Genomic DNA, 13,555 nt, shown 5'->3' with positions numbered 1-13,555 from the left:
CGCCCTTACGACCCGTTCAGCAGCCGCTGTGCGATGGCCTGCACGTCCTTGGCGGCGTCGCTGGAGGGCGAGCGGGTCAGCAGGGGCGACTGGTTGCGGATTGCGTCGCGCACCTTCATGTCGCGGCGGATGATGCCGGCCAGACCCGGCTTGTACTTCAGGAAGTTCTGGCAGGCCTTCAGGATGGTGCCGTAGGTCCGCTCGCCGTCCTTGATGCTCTGCGCCATGTTCACCACGACGCGCAGGTCGGCGGCCGGGTTGGTGGCGTGGGTCAGCTTGATGAAGGCGTAGGCGTCGGTCAGCGAGGTCGGCTCGTCCGTCGTCACCACCAGCGTGATGCCCGCCGGGCCGGACAGCGTGCGCACCGTGCGGTCCACGCCGGCGCCCATGTCCATGACCACGCAGTCGTAGCTGCGCGCCAGCTCCAGCAGGTCGTTGCGCAGGCCGGACAGGCGCTGGCTCGGCAACTGCGCCAGCGTGCCCGACCCGGACCGGCCGGCGATGATGTCGAAGCCGGTGTCGGGGAACTTCTGCGCCGCCTTGCCCAGCGTCACCTGGCCGTTGATGACGGCGCCCAGATCGTTCTTCGGCTGGAAGCCCAGCTGGATGTCCACGTTCGCGAGGCCGAGGTCGCCGTCGAACAGCAGCGAGTTCTTGCCCATCTTGGTCAGCGCGTGGGTCAGCGTGATCGAAAACCACGTCTTGCCGACGCCGCCCTTGCCGCTGGCCACGGCGATCACGTTGGCGCCGCGCAGCGGGCGAACGTTCTTGAGGGCGGCCGGAAACACCGGATCGGTCATGGGATGGTCCTCGACGAGGGAGAGCGGGCAGCTTTTTTCTTGGAAGACGAGGAGGCCGGCTTGGCCGCACCGCGCGGGGCCTTCTCCTCAACGGGCATCATCAGGCGGGCGAGTGCCACCGGGTTCAGTGGTGTGAGCCCTTCCGCCACCTTGGACGAAACGCTGGCGTCGCAGAAGGCCATCCGCGCGCGCTGCGCGGTCAGCAGCAGGCCGCCGAGACGCCGCGCCATGTCCAGCCGGGTGACCAGCATCCGCCGCACCCCCAGCGCCTTGAAGGCCAGCGCCATGTCGGCGGCCTCCATGGCGTCCAGCCCGGCGGGCAGGACCAGGATCGGCTCCGCCTCTCCGGCGGCGAGCAGCGCCTTCAGGTCGGCCATGTCCTCGGCGTCGTAGGGGTTGCGTCCGGCCGTATCGACCAGCACCACGTCCACGCCCCGGTTGACCTCGAAGGCGCCGGACAGCGCGTCCGGATCCTCGACGGTGACCAGCTTGACCTTCATCACGCGGGTGAAGGCGGCCAGCTGCTCCATGCCGCCGGCGCGCACCGTGTCGGTGGTGATGACGCCGACGGAGCGCTTCTTCAGCACCGCACGGGCCGCCAGCTTCGCCGCGATGAGCGTCTTGCCGCCGCCCGGCGGGCCGACCAGCACCAACGGCTTGGTGGCCCCGCGCTTGTCGTGCAGCGGGCTGAAGGTGAACATCGAATCGAGCGCCGCGCCCAGCGCCAGCGTGGGATCGTCGGTGTCGAGGCCAGCCGCCGCGTCGATCAGCTGTTCGGCAAGCGCCGCCGGCACGCCGTGGCGGTGCAGGGCGTCGGCCACCACCTCGCTGACGTCGATCTCCGGTTCCTCGTCCTCCTCGTCCTCGACATGCCTCGGCGCGGCCTGGGTGATGCGCGCCTGCTGCATCAGCAGGTCGTCCTCCTCCACCGCCGCGGTCACGCGCACGCCGCCGCCTTCCTCCTCGCGCGTGGCGACGATGATCGCGTCGTCGCCCAGCGCCTGGCGGACCATCTTCATGGCCTCGGACATGGTCTTGGCGTGGAAGGACTTCAGCCGCATAAGCGGGCCTCCAGCCAATCAGTGGTGTCGTTCACGGCGCATGCCATCAGATCTGCCCCAGGGTCTTGATCTTCGCCTTGGGGTGGATCTCGTTCTGCGACATGACCACGGTCGCCGGCCGGAACCGCTCCACGATGGAACGGACGAAGGGCCGGATCAGGGGGCTGGTCAACAGGACGGGGGTCTCGCCCATCATGGCGTGTCGCTCGAAGGTTTGGCGGACCGAAGTGATGAACTGTTGCAGGCGGCTCGGCGCCATTGTCAGCTGCCGGTCGTCGCCGTCGCCCACCAGCGATTCCGCGAACCCCTGCTCCCATTCCGGGGAGAGGGTGACGAGCGGGATGAATCCCATCTCGTTGATGTTCGCGTCGCAAATCTGCCGCGCCAGGCGTGTACGCACGTGCTCGGTGATCTGCGTGATGCTGCGGGTCTGGCTCGCCGCCTCCGAAACGCCCTCAAGGATGGTGGCAAGATCGCGTACCGAGACGCGTTCCGCAAGCAGGTTCTGCAAAACGCGCTGGAGACCGCCCACGGTGATCTGGCTGGGCACCACGTCGGCGACCAGTTTCTGGTGCTCCTTGTCCAGCTCGTCCAGCAGCTTCTGCGTCTCGGTGAAGGACAGCAGCTCGGGCATGTTGTCCTTGATGAGTTCCGTCAGGTGCGTGGTGACGACGGTGGACGGATCGACGACGGTGTAGCCCTTGAACAGGGCCTCTTCGCGGTAGCCGGGCTCGATCCAGATGGCCGGCAGGCCGAAGGTCGGCTCCACCGTCTGCTCGCCGGGCAGGCTCATGGCGTCGCCGCGCGGGTCCATGACCAGCAGCATGTTCGGCCGGATGTCGCCGCGCCCCGCCTCGATCTCCTTGACGCGGATGATGTAGCTGTTGGGCGGAAGCTGCAGGTTGTCCTGGATTCGCACCGCCGGCATGACGAAGCCGACCTCGCCGGCGATCTGCCGGCGCAGGCCCTTGATCTGGTCGGTCAGCCGGTGGCTGCCCGCCTGCGGCTGGTTGATCAGCGACAGCAGGCCGTAGCCCAGCTCCAGCCGGATGAGGTCGATGGCCAGCGCGGTGGAGATCGGCTCATCCGCCACCGGGGCGGCCGCACCGCCGCCCGGCCCCAAGCCGGCGGCCTCCTCGGCGGCGGCGAGTGCTTCCTCCTCCTCCTTCTTGGCGCGCATCCGGGGCAGGTACCAGGCGGCACCGCCGATCACCGCGATGACCGGGATGAAGGGCAGCATCGGCATGCCCGGCATCAGCGCCAGCAGGCCGATGGCGCCGGCCGACAGAGCCAGCGCGGAGGTGTGGCCGGTCAGCTGGCCGACCACCGCCTTGTCGGTGGAACCGCCGACGCCGGCCTTCGACACCAGAAAGCCGGCGGAGATGGAGATGACCAGCGCCGGGATCTGCGACACCAGACCGTCGCCGATGGTCAGCTTGGTGAAGGTGTCCAGCGCCTCCAGCACCGGCATGTCGTAGCGCAGGACCGCCAGCGCCACGCCGCCGATGATGTTGATGAACATGATCATCAACCCGGCGACGGCATCGCCCTTCACGAACTTCGACGCACCGTCCATGGAGCCGAAGAAGGCGCTCTCGTCCTCCAGCTCCTTGCGCTTGGCGCGGGCGGTCGCCTCGTCGATCAGGCCGGCCGACAGGTCGGCGTCGATGGCCATCTGCTTGCCGGGCATGGCGTCCAGGGTGAAGCGCGCGGCCACTTCCGCGATACGCCCCGAACCGGCGGTGATGACCTTGAAGTTCACGATCGTCAGGATCGCGTAGACGATCACGCCGATGATGAAGTCGCCGCCCATGATGAAGCCGGCGAAGGCTTCGATCACGTGCCCCGCCGCCTGTGTGCCCTCGTGCCCGTGCGTCAGGATCAGGCGCGTGGACGCCATGTTCAGCGACAGGCGCAGCAGCGTCGTGATCAGCAGGATCGTCGGGTAGGACGACAGGTCGAGCGGCCGTTCGATGAACAGCACGACCATCAGGATCAGGATGGAGATCGTGACGTTCAGCCCGAGCATCATGTCGAGCAGCATCGGCGGCAGCGGCAGGATCAGGCCGACGACGATCAGCATGATGCCGGCGGCCATGACGATGTCGCCGCGCTTCAGCGAGCGCTTCGCGACCTCGAACATCTCGCCGAAGGCGGCCATGTTGCCGCTTCCGCCGCCCCCGCCGCCGTCCGGATTGGTGTGCTCGGTGAGCGCCATGCTCTCCTGTTCCCCCGCGTCCCCCGTTTCTTCGAAGCCCTCCTCCCCTTGTGGGAGAAGGGTTGGGATGGGGGGTCGTTACCGCTCGAAGAGCGGGAAGAGACCAGCTGGCTTTCGCCGGCGCCACCCTCACCCCAACCCCTCTCCCATCAAGGGAGAGGGGGATATCGCTACCCCGCCGCGCGTTCCTCGCTGCCCGGTGGCGGCACGGACATGCCTTCCTCGTTGTACTGCTTCAGCTTGTTGCGCAGCGTGCGGATCGAGATGCCCAGGATGTTCGCCGCGTGCGTCCGGTTGCCCAGGCAGTGCGACAGCGTCCCGATGATCAGGTCGCGCTCCACCTCGGCCACGGTGCGGCCGACCAGGGCGGCCAGACCGCTGGGGGCGCCATTGCCGTTGGCGCCCGCCGGTGGCGGCGCGTAGCTGGTCGGCAGCGGCAGCGAGGAAGGCGGCGCCGAGGCGACCGGCGGCGGGGGAGGCGGCGGGGCGTAGCCGCGCGGCGGTGCGGCCGGCACGGTGCCCCCCGGCCCGGCGAACGGGTTCGCGACCGGCGAATTCTGCGGGATCGACGCCTGGGCCGAGCCTTCCGGGGCCAGAAGCTGGCTGGTCAGCATGATGGCCTCGGGGCCGACCGTCTCGCCCTTGGACAGCAGCACCGCGCGATGCATGGTGTTTTCCAGCTCGCGCACGTTGCCGCGCCAGTGGTGAGCCTTCAGCATGATCAGCGCGTCGTCGGACAGGCGCTTTTCGCCCATGCCGTTGGCCGCCGCGTACTTCTTCAGGAAATGGTCGGCGATCAGCGGGATGTCTTCCGGCCGCTCGCGCAGGCTGGGGATGCCGACGCTGAAGACGTTCAGGCGGAAGTACAAGTCCTCGCGGAAGTTGCCGGACCGAACCTCGTTCTCCAGGTTGCGGTTGGAGGTCGCGATCAGGCGGACGTTGACCTTCACCGGCTGGGACGAGCCGATGCGGTCGATTTCCTTTTCCTGGATGGCGCGCAGCAGCTTGGCCTGAAGACGCGGGTGCATCTCCGACAGCTCGTCCAGCAGCAGCGTGCCGTTGTTGGCTTCCTCGAACTTGCCGAGCCGCCGCGCGACGGCGCCGGTGAAGGCGCCCTTCTCGTGGCCGAACAGTTCGGATTCCAGAAGGTTCTCCGGAATGGCCGCGCAGTTCACGGCGACGAAGGGCTGGTCGGCGCGCCGGCTCTTGCGGTGGATGTAGCGGGCCATCAGCTCCTTGCCGGTGCCGCTTTCGCCGGTGATCATGACGGACGCATCGCTGGGGGCGACCTGATCGGCCATCCGCAGCGTGGCGAGCATGGCCGGGTCCTGGCAGACGATGGCGTGGCTTTCCTCGGCCACCGCCTCCAGCACGGCGGCGATCAGCTCCGCGTCCGGGGGCAGCGGGACGTATTCCTTGGCGCCCGCGCGGATCGCCTTCACGGCGGCGGCCGCGTCGGTGCCGATGCCGCAGGCGACCACCGGGATGGTGATGCGCTCGGCCTTCAAACTGACGATGAACTGGGCGATGTCGAGCTTGACGTCGATCATCACCAGATCGGCACCGGCGGCGGCGCGCAAGGCGTTGAGCGCACCCTCGATGCTGTCGGTGTGGGACACCTTCGCGCCGCGCTGCATGGCGATCTTGCCGGCGGCGGTGATGTATCCTTCCAACGTTCCAACGATCAGCAGACGCATCGTTTACGCTCCCCTCGGAGATCCCCGGTCGGAGTCCCGGTCGAAGTACTGAATCCGCTTTCCAGGCGGCAGGACGGCGTTGAGAAGCATCTCCAAACGCCGTGGGTTCTCTTGGCGCGCGATGGATACGGCGCCGATGGTGTAGAGAGTCTTGATAAGCGCGTCCTCTTCCGCCGAACGCTCCACCTTGGCGGCCAGGGGGGCGAGCACGACGTTGCCGAGGACGGCGCCGTAGAAGGTGGTCAGCAGGGCCAGCGCCATGGCCGGGCCGATGGCCGACGGGTCGTTCAGGCTGCCCAGCATCTGGACGAGGCCGACCAGCGTGCCGATCAGGCCCATGGCCGGCGCCACCTCCGACGCGCGGCGCAGCACGCCGGCGCTCTTGACGTGGCTGGACCCGGACGCCTCGACCTCGCCGGTCAGCATCCGCTCGATGTCGTCGGGCGGCAGCCCTTCGGACACCAGCGTGACGCAGCGGTGCAGGAACACCTCGCCGCGCAGTTCCGGCAGCAGGTTCTTCAGCGTCTCCGGCGCGCGCCGGGCGGCCTCGGCCAGCAGCAGGACCTGCCGGGCCACGCCGCGCGGGTCGTGGGTCTGGTGGATCAGCACGGCACCCGCGTCGCGCCACGCCACGGCCACGTCGCCCAGCGAGAAGGACGCCGTGGTGACCGCCATCGTGCCGCCCAGCACGATGATCAGCGAGGGCGGGTCGAGGAAGGCGCGCAAAGACCCGCCGGCCGCCATGGCGATGAGGATGACCCCCGCCGCCGCCGCCAGCCCGACCAGCGTCGCCACGTCCACGCCGCCGCGCAGACGCGCGCCCCGGCCCGGCGACATGGCGCTCGCCCCGGTCTTGCCCCCGCCACCTTTTGATTCCCGGGGCCGGGTGCTCTCGACGGTGTCCCGCGTGGCGCTCATCCGCGATCCGACTTGATGATTTCGGTCATGGTCACGCCCAGCCGGTCTTCCACGACGACGACCTCGCCGCGCGCGACCAGACGGTTGTTCACGTAAATGTCGATGGCCTCGCCGACCTTGCGGTCAAGCTCCACCACCGCACCCCGGCCGAGCTTCAGAAGCTGGCTGACCTGCATGGTGGACTTGCCCAGCACGGCCGAGATCTGGACCGGAATGTCGTAGACGGCCTCCAGATCCTTCGCCGGGCCGAGCCCGGTGTCGTACTCCGAAACGTCGTTGCGCGCGCCGCCGTCCAGATCGTCGAGGGAGAAGCTGTCCTTGGCCATCTCAATACTCTCCAATACCCGTCAGAAACGACAACCCGTCAGACGGGCGCCGGTGCTTCCAGAAAACCGGCCGCGCGGTGTTCGATGTCGGCCAGCAAGCGCGCGGTGTCGCGCTCCATGCCGCCTTCCGCCCACTCGATGCGGCAGCCGCCGGGGGCGACCGTCGGGTCGCCGACCACCATCAGGGTCGCGGAGAAGCCGCGCCCCTGGATCATCTCGTTCAGATGCTCGCGCACCAGATCGACCGTGTCGTCGGCCACGCGCACGACCAGGCGCGGCTCGTCCATCAGGTCGGTCAGGCAGGCGCGCACCATCGCCTCCACCTCGGCCAGCCCGCCGCGCCGCGCCAGTTCCGGCATCAGCTTGCGCACGATGGCCAGCGCGATGTGCACCGGCTGGTCGGCGCGCATGGCGTTGGTGGCGGCGCGCGCGGCGATCAGCTGCTGCACGCCGCCGGCGATCTGATCGAGGGCGTTGGCGATGCGGGCGTTGACGGTTGCCTCGATCTCCGTCCTGGCCTGCTCGTAGCCTTCCTTGCGGCCGGCGTTGTTGCCTTCCACGAAGCCCTGGCCGTAGCCGATGCCCTTGCCGGCCGTCTCGCCCTCGGCGTAGCCCTGGGCGCGGGCGGCGGCCAGCTCCTCCTCGCTGAAGACCGGTGGCGGCGGGATTTCCGGCTCCGGTTCGGGCAGCGGTTCCGGCTCGGGCTCCAGGTAATCGTCCTCGACCTGCATCTGCACCCTGGGGGGCGCGTCCACGTCGAAGGATTCGTCGAACAGGAACTTGCGGACGGAGCTCATCGCCTCAGCTCTCCTGATAGAGCCAGTTGCGCAGGATCGACACCGCTTCCTCCGGGTGTTTCTCCACGATCTCGCCCACCTTGCGCAGCGAGGAGGCGCGGACGCGGCCCTCGACGCGGTTGATGTCGATCATCTGTTCCAGATCCTCGTCGGCCTGCGCGGCCTCCAGCGCCAGATCCTGGGCCAGCGCGCCGGTCGGGGCCGCGAGCGCCGCCGGCATGCCCGACTGGTCGGCCAGCAGCTTGTCCATCTCGTCCTCCTCCTGCTGGTCAGCGCGGTCGAAGGCGCGGGTGATCAGCGGGCGGATGACCAGAAGGATGATCAGCACGGCGACGATGCCCAGCACGACCATCTCCGCGATGCGGAACAGGTCGTCCTTGGTCATGCCGAGGAACAGTTCCTCCGGCTTCTGCATGTCGTCTTCCGGCGACCAGAAGCGCATGTTGACGACTTCCAGCGTGTCGCCGCGCACGGCGTCCAGACCGACGGCGGAGCGGACCAGAGCCTTGATGCTCTCGACTTCCTGCTCGCTGCGCGGCTGATAGGCCGCCGGGTTGCCGTCCTTGGGCGGCGCATAGGTGCCGTCCACCAGCACCGCCACGGACAGGCGGCGCACCTGCCCCGTCTCGCGGACGTGGTTCTTGGTGGTGCGGCTGATCTCGTAGTTGATCGTCTCTTCGTTGCGGCTCTGCTTGTTCTGCGAGATCGGGCCGGCGTTGTTGCCTGACTGCGACGTCGGCAGGTTCTGGTCCACGGTGACCGGCTGCAGCGGGTCGCGATCGCTGCTTTCGTTGGCCTCGTTGACCGTCTGGGTGGAGCGGACGACCTGGCTTTCCGGATCGAAGATCTCCGATTGCGTGGTGATGCGGTCAAAGTCGAGGTCGGCCGACACCTCCGCGCGCACCTTGCCGTAGCCGAGCGTGCGGCCCAGCAGATCCTCGATGGTGCGGGCGAGCCGGCCCTCGTAGGCGGTCTTCTTTTCCTCGGCGCTGGCCAGCATGGCGTCGGGGCTGTCGGTGCCGGTGCCGCGCGCCAGCAGCTTGCCCTTGTCGTCCACAATGGAGATGTGGCCGGGGTCGAGGTTGGGGACCGACGCGGCGATCAGGTGCTGGATCGCCTGGATGTTCTCGCGGGTCAGTTGCGCGCCGGGGCGCAGCTTCAGGAAGACGCTGGCGGTGGCCGGGTTCTGCTGGCGGGCGAACAGCTCGCGCTTGGGCAGCACCAGATGCACGCGGGCCTGCTGCACGCCGTTCAGCGTCTGCACCGTGCGCGCCATCTCGCCTTCCAGCGCGCGCAGGTGGTTGATGTTCTGCATGAAGCTGGTGGCGCCGAAGCCTTCGCCCTTGTCGAACAGCTCGTACCCGACCGAACCGCCCGACGGCAGGCCGGCGGCGGCCATCTTCATTCGCGTCGGCCCGACCTGATCGGAAGGGACCATGATCTTGGTGCCGGTCTTGTCCACCGTGAAGGGGACCTTGGCCTCCTCCAGCTTCTTGGCGATGGCCGCCGCCTCGGTCTGCTGGAGTTCGGCGTAGAGAAGCTCCATCTCCGGGGTGGAGAGGCGCGTGGTCAGATAGATGAAGAACCCGATCAGCAGGATGCCCACGCCGCCGATCGCCGCGAGGCGAGCGGGGCCGAGATTGCGCAAGGTCTGCAGCAGGTTGTTCACGCCCGTGTCCCCGATCGATGCCCCGGCGTCGGCGGCAGGCGCCTGATCTCAGGCCCTTACCCTTTGCACGCTTTGCTTCGCAGGCGCAGCAAAGTGGCTGCAAATTCCGCGCCGGGGTCTACTTCAGCGGGCATGCTGCTTTCTCTTGATGAATAGAGGGTTAATTCCTGGGCAGAAATTGCCCAGTGCCCGGCAAAATGTGCCTACTGTCGCGGGCTCGCCACGCCCGATCGCTGCCGGTTCGTGGAAGCTTTCTTGCGTCCTTCGCCGTTTGCGCGCTGTCCCGCAGGACTACTCCGAAAGTTCAGATGAAAACACCATGCGAAGGGCCTGCCATCGACAGACACCTATGTATCTGAGGTAGTAAACGGCACAGCAGAGGTTGACTTTGCACTCGCGTCGTCATAGCTGAGTTGCAATGGACGCTTGCGCGATGCCAAAATTGTCCAGGCATGGGCGACACGGAATCTTTCTTGGGTGGCGCCTTCTCCTGCATGGCCGGGCGTCGGTCCCGAACACCATAAACGCATGGGGAACGCTGTGAAAAAACGCGGTCGTGAAAAGAAGGAAGGCCTCAACGAGGTCGATGTCTTCGTCGGGCAGCGCTTGCGCGAGTTGCGCATGCTGGCCGGTCTCAGCCAGAGCGATGTGGCCTCGGCCCTCGGTCTGACGTTCCAGCAACTTCAGAAGTACGAGCGTGGCTTCAACCGTGTCTCGGCCAGCCGGCTGTTCAAACTGGCCCAATTCTTCCGGGTCCCCGTTTCGGTCTTCTTCGAAGGCCTGGAGGAGCGCGGCGCCGCCCACGAGGGCGCGGCGGAGGGCCATGCGGAGGAGTCGGAAGGCACGCTGCGTTCGCGCGAGGCGCTGATGCTGGCGCGCTACTTCCAGAACATCCGCGACCCGCAGGTCCGCGCCGCCATCCGCGAACTGGCGGAACGCTGCGCGACCCAGTCGGAAGCGGGGCAGGGGGCGAACGACGACCTCGCCATGCGGCAGGCCGCCGCGCGCGGACGCCGTGGCCGTGGCGCCACCGGCCAGACGGTGGGGCAGGCTTGACGGCCAGGGCTTAAAGCGGATTTTGATCCGCTCTGGACCGCGACGGCGGTCCCGGACGCCCGTGCGTCCGAAGCCCGGCCGGCAAATGAGGCCATATGAATCTAAAGCGAATGCAAATTCGCTTTAACGGTTGGGCTTCAGTTCGCGGTAGCGGTCGAGGAAGTTCGCCATTGCCTCCTCCGGCCCCAGCGGGACGATGGGGGCCTCGGCCGCCGGCGGCAGATCCTGCCAGTTGACCCGGTGCGGCGCGCACAGGTCGCGAAGCTCGGTCGCCAGCGCGCGCTGGTCGGCCAGCTTGACCGCCTTCGGCTCCGGATAGCGGAAGCCGAAGCGCTTGGCGAGCGCCTGCTTGATCGGCGCGATGGCCGCGCGGATGGCGTCGCGCCCGATGCGCGCCTTCCACGGCGTCGGCCAGTCGCCGGTGAAGGCCTCCTCGCTGTCGTGCATCAGGGCGTCGTACTCGTACCCTTCCGGCGCGAGGTGGCTCGCCAGGACGCAATGCTGGGCGACGCTGAAGAAGGCCCGCGTGTTGCCGACGAAGCGGCACTGATAGGCCAGCGGCCGGGCGATGTCCTCGATCTCGAATGGGCCGAAATCGGGCGCCTCAAGATCGACCGTGCGGCCGGAATAGGTGAGCAGGACGGCGGTCGGCTCGGGGAATTCGAGCAGATCGAACTGGTCCGGGTGGGAAACGCGGGGCGACCCGCTGCGTCGGCGTGCCATGGCACCCGTTTAGCAGATCGCCCGCGCGTGAAACAACGGGCGGCGGGGAATATCAGCTCAGCCCTGCGGGCGCGCCGCCGATGTCCGGATCGGTGATGGCGCGGCTGGTCGCCTCCACGGCGTTCTCCAGCAGCGGCACCAGCGCCGCCACCTTGTCCGCGTCGGTGTAATTGTCGTTCAGCGCGCGGGCGATGGCGGCCATGCGCGGCGTGCCGAAGTTGGCGGCAAGCCCGGCCAGCGTGTGCGCCGCCTGCCGCAGGTCGCGCGGCCGGTTGCCCTGAAGGGCCGAACGCACCGCCGACAGTTCCCGCATCGCCGTTTCCGGCAACAGGCGCAGCATGCCGTCCAGGCTTTCCGACCCCAGCGCCAGCCGCAGCTCCGACAGCTTCACCCGGTCCACCAGCGGCAGCCGGGCGAACAGGTCGCGCTCCGGCACATGCTCCGCCGGGGCGGGCACGGGGACGGAGCGGCCGTCGCGCGGGCGGGTCGCCAGATCGACGATGACCGCGTTCAGATGGTCCCAGTCCACCGGCTTGGTCAAATAGGCGTCCAGACCCGCCGCCATGTGCCCGTCGCGATGCTCCGGCAATGCGTCGGCGCTGATGCCGACGACCGGCAGGTGCGACACCGGACCGCTCATCCGCCGGATGGCCCGCGCGGTGGAGCGGCCGTCCATCACCGGCATTTCCATGTCCAGCAGCACGACGTCATACTCCGCCGCCTGCAACGCCGCGATCACCGCGCGCCCGTCGGTCACCGCGTCGATCCGATGGCCCATCCGCGTCAGCATGGCGGAGATCAGCATGCGGTTGATGTCGTTGTCCTCGGCCAGCAGCAGCCGCAGCGACACCGCATCCGCTCCCGGCACCTCCGCCGGTGCCTGCGGCCCGACCAGCTCCGTGTGCGGGCGGCCAAGCATGTCGGCGGGCGGCGGCGCCTCGGCCCGGCGGACCTTGAGCGCGAAGCGGAAGGTGGACCCGCGACCCGGCGCGCTGGCGACGCCGATGTCCCCGCCCATCGCTTCGACCAGCCGCTTGCAGATCGCCAACCCCAGGCCGGTGCCGCCGTACTTGCGGCTGGTGGAGGCGTCGGCCTGGACGAAGGCCTCGAACAGGCGGGCGCGCTGCTCCTCGGTCATGCCGATGCCGGTGTCGGCGACCTCGAAGCGCAGAAGCATCTCGTTGCCGTCGCTGTCCGGGCACCAGGCGGCGATCTCGACGCCGCCCCGGTCGGTGAATTTGATGGCGTTGGCGACGAGGTTGAACAGCACCTGCCGCAGCCGCGTCGGGTCGCCGCGCACGTGGCGGGGCGTGTCCTCGGCGATGGAGGCGGTGAGCGTCAGCCCCTTGGCGGCGGCGCGCACCAGGAACAGCTGCACCACGTCCTCGACCAGCCGGTGCAGGGAAAAGTCGATCTCCTCCAGCTCCAGTTGCCCGGCTTCGATCTTGGAGAAGTCCAGGATGTCGTTCAGGATCGCCAGCAGCGTGTCGGCTGACGAGCGCAGAGTCTTGACGAAGCCCTTCTGCTGGTCGGTCAGCGGCGTGCCCATCAGCAGGTCGCCCATGCCGATCACGGCGGTCATCGGCGTGCGCAGCTCGTGGCTCATCATCGCCAGGAAGCGGGACTTGGCGCGGCTGGCGTTCTCGGCGGATATCCGGGCGGCGTCGGCCTCCTCGCGGGCGCGGTCCAGATCCTCGGCCAGGGCGAAGGTCTCGGCGGCCAGCTTGGTCAGCTGGTCCTGGGCGTCGCGCAGTTCCTGCTCCGATTGGCGGCGGCGCGTCACGTCCAGGCTCGACCCCACGAACCAGCGCACCCGCCCTTCCGCGTCCGGAATCGGGCGGACCGACAGCGCGTTCCAGAAGGGCGTGCCGTCCTTGCGGTAGTTCAGGATTTCCACCGACACCGGCTGTCCGGCCCGTAGCGCGGCCGCGATTTCCACCGCCGTGGCAGGGTCGGTGTCCGGCCCCTGAAGGAAGCGGCAGTTGCGCCCGATCAGCTCCTCCGCCGCATAGCCGGTCATCTCGCGGAAGGCCTGGTTGCAATAGATCAGCGGCGTGTCCGGCTGCGTCGGGTCGGCCACGGTGATGCCGGCGCCGGTCGCCTCGACCACCTCGGCCAGAACGTCGGAGCCGGGCAGGCCGGGTAGCCGGTCCTCGGTCTCGGATGCGCTGGGGGGGAACGGAGCGGGCACGGCGGCTGGGCTCGGGCGTTGTTCGAAACGGACCCAACATAGGCGGTCGCGCGGAGGAATGCCAAGCCCAACCCCCGCCGCCAACCTCCGTCCGGAGTA

Annotated in this window: 11 protein-coding genes; 1 reads left to right on the top strand and 10 read right to left on the bottom strand. The window is 68.5% G+C overall.

The window, feature by feature from the left end; translation table 11 throughout:
• Positions 1-5: 5 nt before the first annotated feature.
• The 8 genes from J2852_RS17105 to fliF form a co-directional block, all read right to left on the bottom strand.
• The gene (locus J2852_RS17105) at positions 6-800 is read right to left on the bottom strand and encodes a MinD/ParA family protein (RefSeq protein ID WP_209877664.1); all 795 of its coding nucleotides are present in this window, start codon (positions 798-800) and stop codon (positions 6-8) included.
• On the bottom strand, positions 797-1,861 hold the full coding sequence (locus tag J2852_RS17100; RefSeq protein WP_209877662.1) for a flagellar biosynthesis protein FlhF: 1,065 nt from the start codon (positions 1,859-1,861) through the stop codon (positions 797-799). The genes J2852_RS17105 and J2852_RS17100 overlap by 4 nt, the downstream gene beginning before the upstream one ends.
• Positions 1,862-1,907: 46 nt before the next feature.
• Complete coding sequence (flhA, locus tag J2852_RS17095) at positions 1,908-4,079, bottom strand: flagellar biosynthesis protein FlhA (RefSeq protein WP_209877660.1); 2,172 nt, start codon at positions 4,077-4,079, stop codon at positions 1,908-1,910.
• 170 nt (positions 4,080-4,249) lie between these two features.
• Positions 4,250-5,776, bottom strand: a complete 1,527-nt coding sequence (locus tag J2852_RS17090; RefSeq protein ID WP_209877657.1) for a sigma-54-dependent transcriptional regulator — start codon at positions 5,774-5,776, stop codon at positions 4,250-4,252.
• 3 nt (positions 5,777-5,779) lie between these two features.
• The gene (locus J2852_RS17085) at positions 5,780-6,694 is read right to left on the bottom strand and encodes a motility protein A (RefSeq protein ID WP_209877655.1); all 915 of its coding nucleotides are present in this window, start codon (positions 6,692-6,694) and stop codon (positions 5,780-5,782) included.
• Positions 6,691-7,020, bottom strand: a complete 330-nt coding sequence (gene fliN, locus J2852_RS17080) for a flagellar motor switch protein FliN (RefSeq protein WP_209877654.1) — start codon at positions 7,018-7,020, stop codon at positions 6,691-6,693. Before fliN ends, J2852_RS17085 begins: the two co-directional genes overlap by 4 nt.
• Positions 7,021-7,058: 38 nt before the next feature.
• The gene (locus J2852_RS17075; protein ID WP_209877652.1) at positions 7,059-7,817 is read right to left on the bottom strand and encodes a FliH/SctL family protein; all 759 of its coding nucleotides are present in this window, start codon (positions 7,815-7,817) and stop codon (positions 7,059-7,061) included.
• Between the two features lie 4 nt (positions 7,818-7,821).
• Positions 7,822-9,486, bottom strand: a complete 1,665-nt coding sequence (gene fliF / locus J2852_RS17070) for a flagellar basal-body MS-ring/collar protein FliF (RefSeq protein WP_209877650.1) — start codon at positions 9,484-9,486, stop codon at positions 7,822-7,824.
• 540 nt (positions 9,487-10,026) lie between these two features.
• On the opposite strand from fliF, the gene J2852_RS17065 reads away from it, so the two are divergent.
• Positions 10,027-10,542, top strand: coding sequence for a helix-turn-helix domain-containing protein (locus J2852_RS17065; RefSeq protein ID WP_343206770.1), 516 nt, complete (start codon positions 10,027-10,029; stop codon positions 10,540-10,542).
• A 123-nt stretch (positions 10,543-10,665) separates the two neighbouring features.
• Here J2852_RS17065 and J2852_RS17060 read toward each other — a convergent pair whose 3' ends face one another.
• Positions 10,666-11,265: a transcriptional regulator gene (locus J2852_RS17060; protein WP_209877648.1), complete on the bottom strand. Its 600-nt coding sequence runs from the start codon at positions 11,263-11,265 to the stop codon at positions 10,666-10,668.
• 52 nt (positions 11,266-11,317) lie between these two features.
• Positions 11,318-13,456 (bottom strand): ATP-binding protein, encoded by a 2,139-nt coding sequence (locus J2852_RS17055; protein WP_343206769.1) that lies wholly within the window; start codon positions 13,454-13,456, stop codon positions 11,318-11,320.
• Between the last annotated feature and the right edge of the window lie 99 nt (positions 13,457-13,555).

Source organism: Azospirillum soli (assembly GCF_017876165.1).
Taxonomy (GTDB): domain Bacteria; phylum Pseudomonadota; class Alphaproteobacteria; order Azospirillales; family Azospirillaceae; genus Azospirillum; species Azospirillum soli.
This window is presented reverse-complemented; position numbering and strand designations above follow the sequence as displayed.